Source organism: Bacillus sp. EB106-07-01-XG149 (assembly GCF_058791555.1).
Genome location: NZ_JBYTDP010000002.1, coordinates 1 through 19,463, shown reverse-complemented (window position 1 = coordinate 19,463; position 19,463 = coordinate 1). Strand labels below are relative to the sequence as shown.

The 19,463-nt window shown below is 36.7% G+C and carries 18 protein-coding genes; 13 read left to right on the top strand and 5 right to left on the bottom strand.

Translation table 11 applies throughout. From position 1 onward, the window contains the following. The first annotated feature begins 19 nt into the window (after positions 1–19). The gene (locus AC3WTA_RS06100) at positions 20–2,449 is read left to right on the top strand and encodes a heavy metal translocating P-type ATPase (RefSeq protein ID WP_492332847.1); all 2,430 of its coding nucleotides are present in this window, start codon (positions 20–22) and stop codon (positions 2,447–2,449) included. Between the two features lie 151 nt (positions 2,450–2,600). After that, positions 2,601–3,080: a GNAT family N-acetyltransferase gene (locus tag AC3WTA_RS06095; RefSeq protein ID WP_070169038.1), complete on the top strand. Its 480-nt coding sequence runs from the start codon at positions 2,601–2,603 to the stop codon at positions 3,078–3,080. A gap of 20 nt (positions 3,081–3,100) precedes the next feature. Here the strand turns inward: AC3WTA_RS06095 and AC3WTA_RS06090 are convergent, their stop codons facing one another. Continuing rightward, the gene (locus AC3WTA_RS06090) at positions 3,101–3,373 is read right to left on the bottom strand and encodes an HU family DNA-binding protein (protein ID WP_001043904.1); all 273 of its coding nucleotides are present in this window, start codon (positions 3,371–3,373) and stop codon (positions 3,101–3,103) included. Positions 3,374–3,514: 141 nt separating this feature from the next. Continuing rightward, positions 3,515–4,330, bottom strand: coding sequence for a formate/nitrite transporter family protein (locus AC3WTA_RS06085; RefSeq protein ID WP_070169037.1), 816 nt, complete (start codon positions 4,328–4,330; stop codon positions 3,515–3,517). A gap of 196 nt (positions 4,331–4,526) precedes the next feature. Between AC3WTA_RS06085 and AC3WTA_RS06080 the strand changes: the two genes are divergently transcribed. Next, positions 4,527–5,420, top strand: coding sequence for a metallophosphoesterase (locus AC3WTA_RS06080; RefSeq protein WP_000556878.1), 894 nt, complete (start codon positions 4,527–4,529; stop codon positions 5,418–5,420). Between the two features lie 300 nt (positions 5,421–5,720). Here the strand turns inward: AC3WTA_RS06080 and AC3WTA_RS06075 are convergent, their stop codons facing one another. After that, a complete protein-coding gene (locus AC3WTA_RS06075) occupies positions 5,721–6,803 on the bottom strand; it encodes a chitinase (protein ID WP_002096363.1) in 1,083 nt (360 codons plus the stop codon). Between the two features lie 270 nt (positions 6,804–7,073). Between AC3WTA_RS06075 and gabP the strand changes: the two genes are divergently transcribed. The 8 genes from gabP (at position 7,074) to entD (ending at position 16,053) form a co-directional block, all read left to right on the top strand. After that, positions 7,074–8,468, top strand: coding sequence for a GABA permease (gabP, locus tag AC3WTA_RS06070; RefSeq protein WP_000360102.1), 1,395 nt, complete (start codon positions 7,074–7,076; stop codon positions 8,466–8,468). Between the two features lie 133 nt (positions 8,469–8,601). After that, entirely contained in the window at positions 8,602–8,940 is a 339-nt protein-coding gene (locus AC3WTA_RS06065; RefSeq protein ID WP_116480666.1) for a hypothetical protein, read from the top strand. A 317-nt stretch (positions 8,941–9,257) separates the two neighbouring features. Further along, positions 9,258–9,800 carry a DUF420 domain-containing protein gene (locus tag AC3WTA_RS06060; RefSeq protein ID WP_000228316.1) on the top strand — a complete coding sequence of 181 codons (543 nt, stop codon included), beginning with the start codon at positions 9,258–9,260 and terminating at the stop codon, positions 9,798–9,800. Between the two features lie 117 nt (positions 9,801–9,917). Further along, complete coding sequence (locus AC3WTA_RS06055; RefSeq protein WP_070169036.1) at positions 9,918–11,081, top strand: iron-containing alcohol dehydrogenase; 1,164 nt, start codon at positions 9,918–9,920, stop codon at positions 11,079–11,081. Between the two features lie 158 nt (positions 11,082–11,239). Continuing rightward, positions 11,240–11,992: a DeoR/GlpR family DNA-binding transcription regulator gene (locus tag AC3WTA_RS06050; protein WP_000957284.1), complete on the top strand. Its 753-nt coding sequence runs from the start codon at positions 11,240–11,242 to the stop codon at positions 11,990–11,992. After that, the gene (gene pfkB / locus AC3WTA_RS06045; protein WP_000640836.1) at positions 11,989–12,900 is read left to right on the top strand and encodes a 1-phosphofructokinase; all 912 of its coding nucleotides are present in this window, start codon (positions 11,989–11,991) and stop codon (positions 12,898–12,900) included. Before AC3WTA_RS06050 ends, pfkB begins: the two co-directional genes overlap by 4 nt. Positions 12,901–12,913: 13 nt before the next feature. Continuing rightward, positions 12,914–14,773, top strand: coding sequence for a PTS fructose transporter subunit IIABC (locus AC3WTA_RS06040; protein ID WP_000704621.1), 1,860 nt, complete (start codon positions 12,914–12,916; stop codon positions 14,771–14,773). Between the two features lie 347 nt (positions 14,774–15,120). Next, positions 15,121–16,053 (top strand): cell wall-binding protein EntD, encoded by a 933-nt coding sequence (entD, locus tag AC3WTA_RS06035; RefSeq protein WP_000734617.1) that lies wholly within the window; start codon positions 15,121–15,123, stop codon positions 16,051–16,053. A gap of 62 nt (positions 16,054–16,115) precedes the next feature. On the opposite strand, the gene AC3WTA_RS06030 is transcribed toward entD, so the two are convergent. Next, complete coding sequence (locus AC3WTA_RS06030; protein ID WP_000814419.1) at positions 16,116–16,361, bottom strand: hypothetical protein; 246 nt, start codon at positions 16,359–16,361, stop codon at positions 16,116–16,118. A gap of 181 nt (positions 16,362–16,542) precedes the next feature. Here AC3WTA_RS06030 and miaA point away from each other — a divergent pair, with 181 nt between their 5' ends. Further along, complete coding sequence (miaA, locus tag AC3WTA_RS06025) at positions 16,543–17,496, top strand: tRNA (adenosine(37)-N6)-dimethylallyltransferase MiaA (protein ID WP_492332846.1); 954 nt, start codon at positions 16,543–16,545, stop codon at positions 17,494–17,496. Positions 17,497–17,517: 21 nt separating this feature from the next. Then, a complete protein-coding gene (gene hfq, locus AC3WTA_RS06020) occupies positions 17,518–17,742 on the top strand; it encodes an RNA chaperone Hfq (RefSeq protein ID WP_000813896.1) in 225 nt (74 codons plus the stop codon). Between the two features lie 80 nt (positions 17,743–17,822). On the opposite strand, the gene AC3WTA_RS06015 is transcribed toward hfq, so the two are convergent. After that, a partial coding sequence (locus tag AC3WTA_RS06015) for a Gly-Xaa-Xaa repeat protein (RefSeq protein ID WP_492332845.1) occupies positions 17,823–19,463 on the bottom strand: 1,641 nt, incomplete at its 5' end.

Below are 19,463 nucleotides of genomic sequence, written 5' to 3'. Positions count from 1 at the left end.
GTATATAGAGGTGAGAGACATGAATGAACAGAAAGAGGCCAATCTTCAAATATCAGGAATGACATGTGCGGCATGTGCAAATAGAATTGAAAAAGGCTTGAAAAAAGTAGAAGGTGTTCATGATGCAAATGTAAATTTTGCACTTGAAAAAACAAAAATAATGTATGATCCCCCAAAAACAAATCCGCAACAATTTAAGCAAAAAGTTGAATCGCTAGGGTATGGAATTGTAAGTGATAAAGCTGAGTTTACTGTTTCAGGGATGACATGCGCGGCATGTGCGAATAGAGTAGAAAAGCGCTTAAATAAATTAGAAGGTGTGAACGGAGCGACAGTAAATTTCGCTTTGGAATCGGCTACAGTATATTTTAATCCTGATGAAATTCATGTAAATGAAATGAAGAGTGCAATTACGAAATTAGGCTATAAATTGGAAGTGAAATCAGATGAGCAAAATGGATCAATTGATCATCGCTTACAAGAAATTGAGCGACAAAAGAAGAAATTTATTATTTCGTTTATTTTATCATTCCCGTTACTGTGGGCAATGGTAAGTCATTTCTCATTTACATCGTTTATTTATTTACCTGATACGCTTATGAACCCTTGGGTGCAGCTAGCTCTTGCAACTCCGGTTCAGTTTATCATTGGTGGGCAGTTTTATGTTGGAGCTTATAAAGCGTTACGAAATAAAAGTGCCAATATGGATGTTCTCGTTGCACTTGGAACGTCTGCAGCGTATTTTTACAGTGTGTATTTAAGTATTAGGTCGATTGGTTCTTCGGAACATATGACAGACTTGTATTTTGAAACGAGTGCAGTACTTATTACATTAATTATTTTAGGTAAATTATTTGAGGCGAAAGCAAAGGGACGCTCGTCAGAAGCAATTAAAAAATTAATGGGATTACAGGCGAAAACCGCTACTGTTGTACGAGATGGAACAGAAATAAAAATTTTAATCGAAGAAGTGGTAGCTGGTGATATCATTTATGTAAAACCTGGTGAAAAAATCCCGGTAGATGGGGAAATTGTAGAAGGAAAGTCAGCAATAGATGAATCGATGTTAACAGGTGAGAGTATTCCAGTTGATAAAACAATTGGGGATGTAGTAATCGGTTCTACAATAAATAAAAACGGATTTTTAAAAGTGAAAGCAACTAAGGTAGGAAGAGATACTGCATTAGCTCAAATTATTAAAGTAGTAGAAGAGGCGCAAGGTTCAAAAGCTCCTATTCAAAGGGTAGCTGATCAAATTTCAGGTATTTTCGTACCCGTTGTAGTTGTGATTGCTATTATCACATTTGCAGTGTGGATGCTATTTGTTACACCTGGTGATTTTGGCGGAGCACTTGAGAAAATGATAGCCGTACTTGTTATCGCTTGTCCATGTGCATTAGGTCTTGCGACACCTACATCTATTATGGCGGGATCAGGAAGATCAGCTGAGTATGGTATTTTATTTAAAGGTGGAGAGCATTTAGAAGCAACGCACCGATTAGATACAGTTATTCTAGATAAAACAGGTACTGTGACAAACGGGAAGCCTGTTTTAACAGATGTAATTGTAGCAGATGGATTTCATAAAGAAGAAATACTACGTTTAGTAGGTGCGGCAGAAAAAAATTCTGAACATCCACTTGCAGAAGCGATTGTAGAAGGAATTAAAGAAAAGAAAATTGATATCCCAAGTTCAGAAACGTTTGAAGCGATTCCAGGATTCGGTATCGAATCAGTCGTAGAAGGAAAACAATTATTAATTGGTACACGTCGATTAATGAAGAAATTCGATATTGATATTGAAGAAGTTTCTAAATCGATGGAAGAGCTAGAACGAGAAGGAAAAACAGCAATGCTTATTGCGATCAATAAAGAATATGCTGGTATAGTGGCTGTTGCAGATACTGTAAAAGATACTTCAAAAGCAGCTATCGCAAGACTTAAGAAAATGGGTCTAGACGTTGTTATGATTACAGGAGATAATACACAAACTGCTCAGGCAATCGCTAAGCAAGTTGGTATTGATCACGTAATTGCAGAAGTATTACCAGAAGGAAAAGCAGAAGAAGTGAAAAAACTGCAAGCGCAAGGTAAGAAGGTAGCAATGGTTGGAGATGGAATAAATGATGCTCCTGCACTGGCTACGGCGGATATCGGTATGGCAATTGGAACAGGAACGGATGTAGCGATGGAAGCGGCAGATATTACGTTAATCCGTGGTGATTTAAATAGTATTGCTGATGCAATCTTTATGAGTAAGATGACGATAAGAAATATTAAGCAAAATTTATTCTGGGCACTAGCTTATAACGGCTTAGGAATCCCGATTGCGGCGTTCGGTTTCTTAGCACCTTGGGTTGCTGGAGCCGCGATGGCATTTAGTTCTGTATCCGTTGTATTAAATGCATTACGACTGCAAAGAGTGAAATTAAAAAATAAAAATCTATAGAGAATTGCATATGCTTTTAAACAAAAAAACAATACTTTGAAATAAGTATTGTTTTTTGTTTATATAGAAAGAAAAAAGATATAATAAAGCAGAAATGTTGAATACTAGATGGTAGAAAAGTTAAATGATAGTTTAGTAAGGAGGTTCATATATGTTAAAAGATATGATCATTAGAACATTCCATCAAGAGGATTTAGAACAAGTATTACAGTTATTCTATGAAACAGTTCATACAATTAATGCAAAAGATTATAACGTGTTACAGCTACAGGCATGGGCACCAGATCGACTAGAGAGAGAAAGCTGGTTACAGTCTTTAGAGAAGAATATTAGTTATGTAGCGGATTATAACGGTGTGATAGTGGGATTTGGGGATTATAATGATGAGCATTACATAGATCGTTTATTTACACATAAAGATTATCAAGGAAAAAGGATAGCTTCCTACATACTACAGAAGTTAGAAAAAGAAGCAGTAAACTTGGGGCATGGGGAGATATATACAGAGGCGAGTATTACAGCAAAACCTTTCTTTGAAAGTAAAGGTTTTATTTGCATAAAGGAACAAAAGAAACAGCATAATGGTCAGATTTTTATTAATTATGTAATGAAAAAAATAGCCATCTCGTAAACGAGGTGGCTATTTTTTCATTATTTTACAGCTTCTTTAAGTTCTTTACCAGCTTTGAAAGCAGGTACTTTAGAAGCTGCGATTTGCATTTCTTCACCAGTTTGTGGGTTACGGCCTGTACGAGCAGCTCTTTCGCGAACTTCGAATGTACCGAATCCGATAAGTTGTACTTTCTCACCAGCAGCTAAAGTGTTAGTGATTGATTCTACTACAGTTTGTACAACTACAGTAGCTTCTTTTTGAGAAATCTCAGCATTTTGTGCTACGTTTTTAATTAATTCTGTTTTGTTCATGTTTTTCACCTCATATGTAAATAATGCTATTTAAGTTGTTATTATAACGTATAAAACATTCGAGAACAAGTGTACGCACATATATTCGTAAAAAAAATGAAATTTGTAATATTTTTTAGAGCCACTGTACAGACATTCAATTTAAGCGGATACAGATTTTTTCTTTAATTCGGTTTGCTCTTTATTGGAAGGCAGTTTCTTATTATAAGATATGAAATAAGGTAGTGCTACAAATAACATACCTCCTACTAAGTTTCCGAAGAAAACAAAAATGAAGTTTGGAAAGTATTCACTCCAAGTTAACCGACTGGCAAAAATTGCAGCTGGGATAACAAACATATTGGCTACAACGTGTTGAAATCCAATCGCAACAAAAGTCATAACTGGGAACCAAATGCCGATAATCTTTCCGATAAATTCTTTACTTCCCATACTGAGCCAAACAGCTAAACAAACGAGCCAATTACATCCGATTGCAGAAATGAAAGCTTGTAGTGGTGTATCTTGTAGTTTAGCTTGCGCAATAGAAACAGTTTTCGCTAAAAAAGCACCCTCTGTTAATCCGACGATATGACCGAAAAAATAAGCAACGAATATAGCACCTATGAAGTTGCTAAACGTAACAATAACTAAATTTCGAATGAAGTGAAATAAGTCGATTTTTTTGTGAAGCCACGCCATTGAAACGGTCATCATATTGCCAGTTACTAACTCACCGCCTGCAAGAATAACGAGTATAAGACCGATAGGGAATACAGCGGCACCTAGAAAACTAGTAAATGATCCCCAAGACTTTGGCATTGTTCCAATAACATGAATATCGAGTAAATACCCTAATGCTATGAAAGCACCACCAAAAAAACCGAGAATTAACATAGGGAGTAATGATAAATGAGCTTTTTTTCTTCCGGAATTCGCAGCAAGTTCCGGAATTTCTTCTGGTGTAAATACAGACATGAATAATCTCTCCTTAATAAGATGATGAAATGAATAGATGTAACATTTTTAAGAATCTATGTATTATAAAAATATGGTATGACTTCTGTATAAATTTGTCAAAGTGAATGTAGATAGAATAGGATATAACTAACATTGTTCGTGTTGTCACATTAATGTAACAATAAGGCTTTAAAGTACTTCTAGAGGTGAGAACATGCATACGCATCATGTGAAAAAAGAACAAAAAAAATCAATCGTCAAGATATTTATAATTAGTTTCATAAGCATAGTAATGATTTCAATAAGTTTCTATTTCTATGCGACAGAAATAGAACGGAAACTAGTAACAGTTACGTGGAATGAAATAGAAGCTTCTACAATTCCTAAAGAGTTTAATAATAAGAAAATATTACAATTCTCGGATGTACATTTAGGGCCAGAATTTACACTGAAACAACTAGAAAATTTGGTGGAGAAGATGAATGCGTTACATCCAGATGTAGTAGTTTTTACAGGGGATTTAATAGATAAGTTTGGATCGTATAAAGCCGAAAGAGAAGAAGCGAAAAGTATTTTACAGAAAATACATGCGCCTTTAGGGAAATATGCTGTGTTTGGGAATCATGATAGGGGCGGGGGAGGTAGTTTATTTTATAAAAAGTATATGGAGGAATCTGGTTTCTCTGTGTTAGTAAATGAAGTGCAGAAAATAAAAGCGGAAAACGGTAAGTATATTACAATAGCAGGTTTGGATGATTTTTTATTAGGTAAGCCGCAAATAGACTCGACTTTAAAACATATAAAGCAACAAGATTTCAATATGCTATTAGTACATGAGCCAGATGTTGTAGATAGAGTAGCTCGTTACCCAGTTGATTTTCAAATGTCAGGCCATAGTCACGGAGGACAAGTTCAAATTCCTTTTATAGGTCCATTAATTACTACAAAGTTAGCTGAGAGTCATGTTGAAGGTATGTATGAATTAGAAGGGAAGAATAAGCCGTTACATTTATACGTAAATCGTGGTATTGGGACAACACGAATGCCTGTTAGATTTTGGAGTGTACCTGAACTTTCAGTATTTGTATTGAAGCAAAATAGTAACTAGACTATTTTAGAGTAGTAACAGGACTTTCAGAGAAAGTTCTCTTTTTTTATTAGATAAATACAGAATGTTATGTGATTTTTATTTAAAGTGTTAAAAAAGAAAGAGGAATTTCTATGGTAGAAACATGGCATAAAGAATTGGAAAGTTTATATAACGAAATGGTTTCGTGGCAAATTCCTTTTAAGTATTGTAAATAGTTATGTAGAGATGGAAAAGAATCTTTTCATCATGTAGAAGTGAAAAAGTAATTTACATAAATAAAAAACAACAATAGGTTATTTAACCTATTGTTGTTTTTTATTATTTTTGCAAGGGAATCGCATCAAAATATGTTCTATAGTTATTAGAGAATTCAAAGTTGTTTTTTGCATCCCAATTAATAGACCAAGACATTAGGCCGCGGAATGCAGGGTAGCCACTCTGATTTGAAAGTTTATACTTTCCTCCGAAAGGAATTCCTTTAATGATATAATCTAAAGCTTTTTTCATTTCAGTTGGAGAAATATATCCGCCACTTGGAGCGGCCGCTGGTGCTGAAGGAAGTCCAATCATGACTTGATCCGAACGAAGAGCTGGGAAAATGTTATTTGTATTACCACCTACAGGAAAACCATGTAAGAGCATATCTGCCATGGCGACTTCGTAGTCTGCAGTACCTTGATTGTAGTTATTGCCGTCCATTCCAATGCCGCTGCCAGCATTGTAGTGTTGAACATGAATGTATGTTAGTTTGTCTTTCACTCCGTAAATAATTGGTAAATATGCACCCCATATGCTTCCATATGCGCTATAACCGCCTTGAACATAAGCTGTTTCAGGAGCCATGCTTAATAGAAAATTTGGACCGTAATGATCTGAGATTGTCCGAATAGCTGAAATAAGATTTACGATTTGAGGAGTCGTTGGATTTTTGAAATTAGTGTCATTACCGTTTAAGTAAATTCCTGATTCAAGGTCAATATCTATTCCATCAAAACCGTATTTATCAATTAGAGATTGTATGGAATTAATAAAACGTTGCTTAGCGGCATTATCAGGAAGTAAAACGACCCCATTTTGTCCACCTATTGAAAGAACTATTTTCTTACCTTTACTTTTTAAATAAGAAATATCTGATTTAAACTCTGCATCTGTACCATACACAGGAGAAAATTCAACAGTGGAACGATCACCACCAGTTTCACCGAAAGATACATTGATTACATCCCATTTTGGTGAAACGTCTCTTAATTTAATAATGCCAGTACCGTTATCGAAGTTATGCCAGTATCCAACGAGTAATTTTGATCCTAAATTGTTTGCAGCTTGTGCTTGGAAGGGAGCTAGCGGTAGCAGTAAGAAAATTACTAAAGTACAACAAATAAATTTGAACTTGTTTAACATATCAACACTCCTATACAAAAAGTTGTCTAGATGTATAATCTTGTTTATTTCATAATATCTGAAAATTCAACCTTTTGTAAGGTGACTATAATTTTCTCAACAATTGTTTATGGGAAATTATTAAACCTAATGAAATAATTTTTTGAGGAGGTCGAATTACGATTGTTTAATTCAGAATATTTTGATATATTTTAAAGTATAGGACAAGATTTTTCGCATAATACTCTTACATAAATTTCAAAATTAAGTTTGGAAGGGGATGTACAAGAGTTGGATAAAAATCTCAAGAAAGACCTCAAAATACGCCACATTACAATGATTTCCATTGGTGGCGTAATAGGAGCTGGTTTGTTTGTTGGAAGTGGTGCGGTTGTGCATTCAGCCGGACCAGGTTCTATCGTTTCATATGCATTAGCAGGACTTCTAGTTATTTTTGTTATGAGAATGCTAGGAGAAATGGCAGCTATTAATCCGACAAGTGGTTCATTTGCAACATATGCAAGAGAGGCAATTGGTCCATGGGCAGGTTATACAATTGGGTGGCTATATTGGTTTTTCTGGGTAATTGTTATTGCAATAGAAGCTACAGCAGGTGCTGGTATTATTCAATACTGGATTCCAGAAATCCCACTCTGGTTATTAAGCTTAATATTAACGATTTTATTAACGTTGACGAATGTTTTCTCGGTGAAATCATTTGGAGAATTTGAATATTGGTTTTCATTTATTAAAGTAATAAGTATTGTTTTGTTCCTTTGTCTTGGACTAGCTGTTATTTTAGGATTTGTACCAGGAACGGAAGCACCTGGCACTTCGAATTTAGTAGGGCAAGGAGGATTTATGCCAAATGGTATAAGTTCGGTGCTACTTGGAATTACCGTCGTTATATTTTCATTTATGGGATCAGAGATTGTTGCAGTAGCCGCTGGAGAGTCTGCCGAACCTGTAAAGGCAGTCAAAACTGCAACAAATAGTGTAATTTGGCGTATTCTCGTATTTTTCATTGGATCGATCGCTGTAGTTGTTACACTCCTTCCGTGGAATTCAGCGAACATACTAAAAAGCCCGTTTGTGGCGGTACTGGAACATATAGGGATACCAGCGGCAGCGCAAATTATGAATTTTATCGTTTTAACAGCTGTACTTTCTTGTTTAAATTCGGGTTTATATACGAACTCAAGAATGCTTTTTTCAATGGCAGAAAGAGGAGATGCGCCAAAGGCATTTTTGAAATTGAATAGTAGTGGTGTTCCAGTTCGGGCGGTTTTATTTGGAACTTTCTTTGCTTACATTGGAGTTGTTTTTAGTTACATATCTCCAGATAAAGTATTTTTATTTTTAGTGAATGCATCTGGCGGGATTGCGTTACTCGTATATCTCGTTATAGCAGTTTCACATTTCAAGATACGTAAAAAAATGGGGAAAGCGGAACAACAAAATTTGAAAGTGAAAATGTGGCTTTTTCCATATGTAACATATGTTACAATTGCTGCGATTATAGCAGTTTTAGTTGCCATGCTCGCAATTGAATCTTTACGTTCACAAGCGCTTTTAACAATGCTTGTTACTGTTCTTATAATAATTTCTTATTTTATTTTTAATAGAAATAAAAATAGTACATTGTTGAATCCTAAAAGTAAGAATGAGGAATCTGTTCGATTCTAATTTCTTGTTTTAGAAGAGAGTTACACCCAATCATTGCTATAAAAGAATCATATATAATCATAGAAACAAGTAATTACTATTGTCATAGTGAATATAAGCTTTTTTCTTGACTTTTTATACGAAGGCGAGCAAAATGGTAAAAAAGGAAGGGGGGATGACGATGGAAGAGTACGTATTAGAGCTGTATAACTTGTTATATACGACAGAATGGCAAGATATTGTTTCGTTTCTAGGAATAATGTTTTGTATGAAAATTGTAATTGTATATATGGAAGAGCAGGGTATGTTCTATTCCTTCGCATCTCCGTTCGATGTGCAACGCGAGCCGTTGCCAAACTATGCCAAGGTAAATTACGAACAATTTCCTTTTGTGATTTTCTTTATGATTCGATTTATAACAGCAATTGTAAAGAAAAAGGAAAGTGACGATGAAGAGTGCCACTCAACTTGTAATATAGCGACTGCTTTTTAAGCTAAATACAAGGAGGAGATTTATATGTGGTTTCGATTTCTTATGATTGGTTTCTTTTCATTAACAGCAATTTCTTTAATGGGATATCAAGTATCTGAAATTTATCAAGCATATAGCAATACGTTTTTTAACAAAAACTAATTACATTGCTATTTAAATAATAAAGCGATAAAATCCTTCTTAAGAAGTTTTATTAAGAAGGATTTTTTTCTTTGCTTTGTCTTACTGTGTCAAACTATTGTCACATTTACACTGTGAATAATATGTTAAAATAGTGAGGTTACGTATACATATTTGAAGGAAGAGGAGTGACCATTTTGGTGGATCAATCAACTAATCAGAAAAGCTATGCTCCTATTGTGATAACGCTTTCTGTAATTGTAAATGCGATTATTTTATTTTTGTTCTTTGGACCTGTTGGCTATGAAGGAGAAGTACATTTTGATGTAACAATTTTACCAATGTTAAATGCAATTTTTAATAGCTTTACGTTCGTATTCTTATTAGCAGCTTTATACTCTATTATTAAGAAGAATGTGAAAATGCACCGTGGTTTCATCCTCGCAGCATTTACAACGACGTTGCTATTTTGTGTTTCTTATTTATCGTATCATTACTTGGCGCCGGCAACACATTTTGGTGGGGAAGGATTCATTAAATATGTGTACTTCATTATTTTAATTACACATATTATCCTGGCAGCTATTATTGTACCACTTGCATTGTTTGCACTTGTATTTGGTTTTACAAATCAATTAACACGTCATCGTAAAATTGTACGTTGGACGATGCCAATTTGGTTATATGTAAGTTTATCTGGTGTTATTGTTTACTTAATGATCTCACCTTATTACCAATAAAAAAATCTCAGCCTGTAGGCTGGGATTTTTTTATTAGGCAAATATTTTTGTGAAATGAAAAAAATATGGTATACAAAAGTATAGTTGCTTTTCATATAGAAGGGATGGTAAAGAAATATGCAAAATTTTGTATTTCGTAATCCAACGAAACTTATTTTCGGTAAAGGTCAATTAGAACAGTTGAAAACTGAAATTCCACAGTTCGGTAAAAAGGTTCTTCTCGTATACGGGGGAGGCAGTATTAAAAGAAATGGTATTTATGATGATGTAATTTCTATTTTAAAAGATATAAATGCAGAAATATTTGAATTGACAGGTGTTGAACCGAATCCGCGTGTATCAACTGTAAAGAAAGGGATTCAAATCTGTAAAGATAATGGCGTCGAATTCATATTGGCGGTTGGCGGAGGAAGTGTAATCGACTGTACGAAGGCGATTGCTGCTGGTAGCAAATATGATGGAGATGTATGGGATATTGTAACGAAAAAAGCATTTGCTAGTGAGGCGTTACCATTTGGTACGGTACTTACGCTTGCGGCAACAGGATCTGAAATGAATGCTGGTTCTGTCATTACAAACTGGGAAACGAATGAAAAATATGGCTGGGGTAGCCCAGTTACTTTCCCGCAGTTTTCGATTTTAGATCCAGTTCATACTGTGTCTGTGCCGAGGGATCAAACAATTTACGGTATGGTAGATATTATGTCGCACGTATTAGAGCAATACTTCCATCATGGAACAAATACAGAATTACAAGATCGTTATTGTGAATCTGTTTTAAAAACAGTAATTGAAACTGCTCCTAAGCTTTTAAGTGATTTAGAAAATTATGAGCATAGAGAAACTATTTTATATTGCGGTACTATGGCGTTAAACGGTATTTTAGCGATGGGAGTAAAAGGAGATTGGGCGACTCATAATATTGAACATGCAGTTTCTGCGGTTCATGATATACCACACGGGGGTGGCCTTGCGATTTTATTCCCGAACTGGATGAAGCGTGTTGTAGATGAAAATGTAAGTCGTTTTAAACAGTTCGCTATTCGCGTATTCGATGTAGAAACAGATGAAAAGACTGATCGAGAAATTGCGTTAGAAGGAATTGAGGCGTTACGTCAATTTTGGACTTCAATTGAGGCACCAGTAACGTTAGCGGATTACGGTATTGGGGAAAATGAAATTGATTTAATGGCTGATAAAGCGATGGCTTATGGTGAATTTGGTAACTTTAAAAAATTAAATAAAGACGATGTTTTAAGTATATATAAAGCTTCTTTATAAGTGAATCGAAAAAAGAAACCCATTTGATATAACAATCAAATGGGTTTCTTTTTTATTGTTTATAACTGTTTGTGACTGATTTTGGTTATTTGTGAATGTTTATGGTTGATTTTTGTGATCGTTTTCATTATACTGTAATCAAAGAAGAGGTGAATAAAATGTTAACTCCTGAACGTCATCAAATGATATTGCAACTTGTAAAAGAGCAGAAGGTTGTTAAATTACAGCAATTAGTGGAAAGAACAGAAAGCTCTGAATCAACAATTCGTCGTGATTTAGCGCAATTGGAAAAGCAAAGGTTATTAAAAAGAGTGCATGGTGGTGCTGCTGTTTTAACAGGAAAAGGGCAAGAGCCAACGATGGTTGAAAAATCATCCAAAAACATTCAAATAAAACAACAAATTGCTAACTATGCGGCTAGCATTGTTGAACAAGGTGATTGCATTTATTTAGATGCAGGAAGTACAACATTTGAAATGATTCCATTTTTAATAAATAAAGATGTTACTGTCGTTACGAATGGACTTATGCATATTGAAGCTTTAGTTGAAAATAATATTCGTGCGTATTTACTAGGCGGAATGATGAAAAGTAGGACGAAAGCTTTAATTGGTGCTATGGCACAGGAAAGTATGCAGAAGTACCGTTTTGATAAATGTTTCTTAGGAGCGAATGGTGTACATGAACAGCTTGGTTTTACAACTCCAGATCCAGAAGAGGCACTTTTAAAACAAATGGCATTAACATTTGCGAACGAAGGATATTTCTTAATTGATGAAAGTAAGTTTTCAGAAGTTGCGTTTGCGAAAATTGCCAATGTTGAAGAAGCGAATATTATTACAAACCATTTAGAAATTGATTTAGAAAAATATAAAAGACAAACCAATGTAATTGAGGCTGATAAACAATGATCTATACAGTTACTTTAAACCCATCTATTGATTATGTAGTACAAGTTAATTCCTTCGATTTAGGCGCAGTAAATCGAGCAGAGAAAGATATGAAATTTCCTGGAGGGAAAGGTATTAACGTTTCTCGTGTTCTTCATCGTTTAGGTGTTGAAAATGTAGCGCTTGGATTTACTGGTGGATTTACCGGTCGATTTATTAAAGATGTATTACAGGCGGAAGGTGTAACAACAAACTTCGTCCAAGTAGACGGTGATTCCCGAATTAATGTGAAAATAAAAGGGCAAGAAGAGACAGAATTAAATGGGCAAGGTCCTAATGTGACAAATGAACAATTTGAACAATTAATGAAACAAATCGAAAGTATGAGGCAGGGAGATTGTGTTGTACTAGCTGGAAGTGTACCGGCGTCTATCTCAACTACTTTTTATGAATCAATCGCAACGCTCGGAGCTGAGAAAGGTATTCGCGTAGTAGTCGATGCAAGTGGAAGTGCGCTGCAGCATGTAATTAAAAATAAACCATTTTTAATAAAGCCTAATCATCATGAACTTGGTGAGTTATTCGGAGTAGAGATTTCAACAGTAGAAGATGTTTTACCGTTTGGAAGAAAATTAGTTGAACAAGGTGTAGAGCATGTTATCGTATCAATGGCTGGAGATGGGGCGTTATTATTTACGGCAGAAGGTATATATGAAGCAACTGTTCCAAAAGGTGTTGTAATTAATTCGGTTGGGGCCGGAGATTCTCTCGTTGCAGGATTTGTAGGTAAATATGAACAGACAAAAGATATTGAAAAGGCATTTCAATATGGCGTTGCAACAGGGAGTGCAACAGCATTTTCAGCTGATTTATGTGAAAAAGAAAAAGTAGAAGAATTATTGTCGCAAGTAATTGTAACTAAGCGATAGGGGGAAGTAACATATGAAAATTACAGAACTATTAAAAAGGGATACAGTTATTATGAACTTGACAGCTTCAAATAAAGAAGCTGTCATAGATGAATTAGTTGAGAAATTAGACGGAGCAAATCGTTTAAATAGTAAAGCTGAATTTAAAGAAGCTATTTTAAAGCGGGAATCACAAAGTACGACAGGAATAGGAGAAGGGATTGCAATACCTCATGCGAAAACAAAAGCTGTTAAGCAACCAGCGATTTGTTTTGGTAGAAGTGTAAGCGGTATCAACTATGAATCGCTTGACGGACAGCCAGCGCATTTATTCTTTATGATTGCTGCGAGCGAAGGGGCGAATAATACTCATTTAGAAACGTTATCGCGCCTATCTACATTATTAATGGATGAAGGATTTCGTAAGCAATTGTTAGAAGCAAAGGATGAAGAGGAACTTCTTCGTTTATTTGATGAAAAAGAGAATGAAAAAGAAGAAGAAGACATTGAAGTTGCAAAACCAGAAGGAAATGAACCATACGTACTAGCAGTTACGGCTTGCCCAACTGGAATCGCTCACACCTATATGGCAGCGGATAGCTTGAAAGCAAAAGCAGCAGAGCTAGGTATAGCAATTAAAGTTGAGACGAACGGATCAACAGGTGTAAAAAACGGTTTAACGAAAGAGGACATTGAACGCGCAACGGCTATAATTGTTGCGGCAGATAAACAAGTAGAAATGAACCGTTTTGCTGGGAAACATGTCATTCAAGTGCCAGTCGCTGATGGGATTAGAAAAACGGAAGCGCTTCTTAATCGAGCTGTAAAGCAAGATACGCCAATCTTTAAAGGAATAAAGGAAGATGGGAAGACAGAAAGTACAGAGAAAGAAAAAGGATTAGGAATTTATAAGCACTTAATGAGTGGCGTAAGTAATATGCTTCCATTCGTTGTTGGTGGAGGAATTTTAATTGCACTAGCATTTTGGATTGGTGGCATAAAAGCAGAAGGACCATTGGCTGAATTGTTAATGTCTATTGGTGGAGGCAAAACAGGTGCGTTTTTATTCCTCGTACCAATTTTAGCTGGATTTATTGCGAGTTCTATTGCTGATCGTCCAGGATTTATGCCTGGTGTTGTCGGTGGATTTTTAGCAGCACATGCGAATGCTGGATTTTTAGGGGGATTAATTGCTGGTTTCTTAGCTGGGTATGTTGTTTTAGGATTGAAAAGATTGTTTTCAGGATTACCAGCACAGTTAGAAGGAATTAAACCTGTATTGTTATATCCGGTCTTTGGATTGTTGATTACAGGAGTTGTTATGCAAAAAGTAGTAATTCCGCCTGTAGTAGCATTGAATGAAATGTTAACAGGATGGTTAAATGGTTTGAACGGTACAAATGCTATATTACTAGGTCTTATATTAGGTGGTATGATGGCAATTGATATGGGTGGTCCAATTAATAAAGCTGCTTTTACATTTGGCATTGCTGCAATAGAAGCGCAGAACTTTGGCGTACACTCTGCTGTTATGGCCGGTGGTATGGTACCACCATTAGCGATTGCATTCGCAACTACTTTCTTTAAATCAAAATTTACTGAAGCAGAGCGTAAATCTGGTTTAACAAATTATATTATGGGAGCATCGTTTATTACAGAAGGTGCGATTCCATTTGCAGCTGCAGATCCGATTCGAGTAATAGTAAGTTGTGTTGTTGGTTCAAGTATTGCGGGTGCATTATCTATGTTATTCCAAATTACATTACCAGCACCGCATGGTGGATTGTTTGTTATCGCATTAGTAAATAAACCGGTGCTATATATTTTCTCGATATTCATAGGTACAGTTATTTCAGCTCTTATGATGGGGATTTGGAAAAAGAAAGTTAAATAACACATGAAAAAGGAGTAGCTTTTATTAGCTGCTCTTTTTTATTGCAAAAAAGGAGATTAATAATTGGAGAATGATGAATTTTGGTAAAAGATGTAATGAAATATGGTTTTTTTGTAACAAAAAAGTAATACTGTAATTTTTTTTGGAAAAAAATTCTGGGCTAGTATGTGGAAAATATATGAAAACTACTGGGAATTCTATTAGAAATGGAATTCATTAATATGGAAATTTATGTTACAACTCATTAATCGTGTATTACGAATGGTTTGTAATTGTGTGATTTCTAAAAATCCTAAAAATCTGTTGCTATAATGAAAATACGAAAACAAAGCAAATGGAGGCTATTCATGAAAAAATTATTAGGTATAGCAACGGCGGCAGTTTTTGGTCTTGGGATTTTTGCAGGTTCTGCGAAAGCAGAAACGATTGTAACAACAGACGTATTAAATGTTAGAGAAAACCCAACTGTAGAGTCAAAGCTTGTAGGTAAAATGTTAAGTGGAAATAAATTAGATGTTATAAATACAGAAAACGGATGGGCAAAAATTAAATTAAATGGTAAAGAAGCGTTTGTAAGTGCTGAATTTACAAAAAGTACATATTATGTAACGGCGGGCGCGTTAAATGTTCGTGCTGGAGCGAATACTGAATCTGAAATTCTTGGTAAACTGAATAAAGATGATGTAATTGAAACGACAAATCAAGTTCAAAATGAATGGTTACAATTTGACTATAATGGAAAAACGGGATATGTTCACATGCCATTTTTAACAGGGACGGCACCTGTAATTGAAAAGAAAGAAGTTGTAACGCAAGAAGAGGCGCCAGTAAGAGTAAATACGCCGGTTAAAAATAATAAAGTAGTTAAGAGCAAAGAGTCTGTTAAAAATGTAGAATCAAGTAAACCTGTGGCAAAACAGCAGTCAACTACGAAACAAGTTACGAAATCTACTGAAACAAGTGCACCTGCTGGTGGACGTGAAATAACAGTAGAAGCGACAGCGTATACAGCGCATCCAAGTGAGAATGGTACGTATGGTGGTCGTGTATTAACTGCAATGGGGCATGATTTAACAGCAAATCCGAATATGAAAGTAATTGCTGTTGATCCTAAAGTAATTCCGCTTGGATCAAAAGTATGGGTAGAAGGATATGGAGAAGCGATTGCTGGAGATACTGGTGGTGCGATTAAAGGAAATCGTATTGATGTATTAGTCGGTTCAGATGGTAGTGCCAATAGCTGGGGGCGCAAATCTGTAAAAGTGAAAGTGATCAAATAGTGTATATGTATTAATATAAAAGGCGGTTGCTTGAAAGTATGTAAGCAACCGCCTTTTATGGGTTATTGAAAAGGATAAATAGTTTTACCTGTAATAATTTTATAGGCACTGCAAAATTGATTTTGTATATACTCTGTATTTTTATTTTCTGGATGTAATGTTGTTTCTTGGAGAGTAGAATGAAAAGAACGTAGCAAACAATTTAAGGCGAAATATAATTCTTCTTGTGAACAATTTTGTTCTTTTGTAGCAGTAGCTAAAATAAGGTCTTTTGTTAAAGATGAAAAATTAATGGTGGATTGTTTCATAGTCAACTCATCCTCTCGAAGGTATTTTTAATCATGTATATGCGGAATTGGACAAACTATGTTCTTTTTTATTTATAATTTCATGTACCGAAATGAAAGAACTTGCAATCATGCCGTTAAAATTGGTAAGATTGGATATAATCAATAGATGGAGTACATTACATAAAGAGAGTTGAATGATATGGGAGAAGTGCAACGTGAAAAAGTTGCTGTCATCATTGGACCAACTGCTGTTGGAAAGACGAAGTTAAGTATTGATCTTGCCGAAGCGTTGAATGGTGAAATTATAAGTGGAGATTCCATGCAGATTTATCGTACGATGGATATTGGAACTGCAAAGGTGACAAAAGAAGAGATGGATGGAATTCCGCATTATATGGTCGATATAAAAAATCCGGAAGAATCATTTTCTGTTGCCGAATTTCAAGAACGTGTTCGTAAGCATATTCGAGAGATTACAGAGCGTGGTAAATTGCCAATTATCGTTGGTGGAACTGGTCTGTATATTCAATCTGTTTTATTCGATTATCAGTTTACGGATGATGCTGGCGATACTATATACCGAGAACAAATGGAAAAGTTAGCATTAGAACGTGGTGTGGAATATGTACATAAGAAATTACAAGAAGTAGACTCAGAAAGTGCTGAGCGTATTCATGCAAATAATGTACGTCGTGTCATTAGAGCGTTAGAAATTTTCCACACGACGGGTGAAAAAATGAGTGATCAACTTGAAAAACAAGAAAACGAGTTATTATACGATGTTTCCTTAATTGGCTTGACAATGGATCGAGAAATGCTATACGATCGCATTAACTTACGAGTTGATATAATGATGGACCAAGGGTTATTAGAAGAAGTAGAAGGATTGTATAATAGAGGGATACGAGATTGTCAATCTATTCAAGCGATTGGGTATAAAGAGATATATGATTATTTTGAGGATCGTGTCTCTTTAGAAGAAGCGGTATCACAATTAAAGACGAATTCACGTCGTTATGCAAAGCGTCAATTAACGTGGTTCCGTAATAAGATGGATGTCACGTGGTTTGATGTTACCGGCGGTGAAAAAACGTCAGAAATTTTACGATACATAGAAGGAAAGTTACAACTAAAGTCGAATAATAGTAAGTAGAGAAAAAGAGGAGGATTCGACATGAAGCAATCAATCAATATTCAAGATCAGTTTTTAAATCAACTCCGTAAAGAAAATACGTTTGTTACGCTGTACTTATTAAATGGTTTCCAGCTTCGTGGATTAATTAAAGGATTTGATAATTTTACAGTCCTACTGGAAACAGAAGGTAAGCAACAGCTTATTTATAAACATGCAATTTCTACATTTGTACCACAAAAAAATGTTTCAATTGAATTAGAGTAGTAATGAATTATTGTACATAACAAAAAAAGAGCGAGTTTCTCGCTCTTTTTTTATTTGTCATAAACAATAAATAGTGAAATTTAAGCAATTCTAAATACAGTAAGTCGAATGTTAGTGTTACCTGTTGCAGGGATCGTAATCTCGTTAAGAGTAGATTGGACAGAAATGTTTGCGCCAGCTCTTAACGTTTCGATTGTAGTAAATGAAAGTGAGTCGCCTATTAAATTTGAAGAGAAGTTATCAGTTGCGACTGCTCCATTAATTGAAATGCCTACTCCAAGAGGAGCGCATCCTGGCGCAGTTGTAGAAATAGATACGCTAATTACATAAATACCACCGTTGATAACTGTAACTGTATCTGTGCCATTAAAGATAATATTGTTTACGTTAATTGCAGTACTGAAAATAAAGTTATTAAATTGTAGTACTGTTTGTTGAATGTTGTTTGTTACAACAATTGTTGCTACAGGGAAGCTAGGTCCAGTAGGCCCGGTAGGTCCAGTAGCTCCTATACCAGTGGCGCCGGTAGCGCCTGTGTTCCCTTGAGCACCTTGAGGTCCAGTGGCACCAGTAGCGCCTGTGTTCCCTTGAGCACCTTGAGGTCCAGTGGCACCAGTAGCGCCTGTGTTCCCTTGAACGCCTTGAGGTCCAGTAGCGCCTGTGTTCCCTTGAACGCCTTGAGGTCCAGTAGCACCAGTAGCACCTGTGTTCCCTTGAGCACCTTGAGGTCCAGTAGCACCTGTGTTCCCTTGAGCACCCTGAGGTCCAGTAGCGCCAGTAGCACCTGTGTTACCTTGAACACCTTGAGGTCCGGTAGGTCCAGGAGGCCCACCAGAAGGTCCGGTAGGTCCGGTAACTCCTATGCCAGTGGCACCGGTAGCGCCTGTGTTCCCTTGAGCACCTTGAGGTCCAGTAGCGCCTGTGTTCCCTTGAGCACCTTGAGGTCCAGTGGCACCAGTAGCGCCTGTGTTCCCTTGAGCACCTTGAGGTCCAGTGGCACCAGTAGCGCCTGTGTTCCCTTGAACACCCTGAGGTCCAGTAGCACCAGTAGCGCCCGTGTTCCCTTGAACACCTTGAGGTCCAGTGGTACCGGTAGCACCCGTGTTCCCTTGAACGCCCTGAGGTCCGGTAGCGCCTGTGTTCCCTTGAGCACCTTGAGATCCAGTAGCGCCTGTGTTCCCTTGAACACCCTGAGGTCCAGTGGCACCAGTAGCGCCTGTGTTCCCTTGAGCGCCTTGAGGTCCAGTAGCGCCTGTGTTCCCTTGAACACCCTGAGGTCCAGTAGCGCCCGTGTTCCCTTGAACGCCCTGAGGTCCAGTGGCACCAGTAGCACCCGTGTTCCCTTGAACACCTTGAGGTCCAGTGGCACCAGTAGCGCCTGTGTTCCCTTGAACGCCCTGAGGTCCGGTAGCGCCTGTGTTCCCTTGAACGCCCTGAGGTCCAGTGGCACCAGTAGCACCCGTGTTCCCTTGAACACCTTGAGGTCCAGTGGCACCAGTAGCACCCGTGTTCCCTTGAACGCCCTGAGGTCCAGTAGCGCCTGTGTTCCCTTGAACACCTTGAGGTCCAGTGGCACCGGTAGCACCCGTGTTCCCTTGAACGCCCTGAGGTCCAGTAGCGCCTGTGTTCCCTTGAACACCTTGAGGTCCAGTGGCACCGGTAGCACCCGTGTTCCCTTGAACGCCCTGAGGTCCAGTAGCGCCTGTGTTCCCTTGAACACC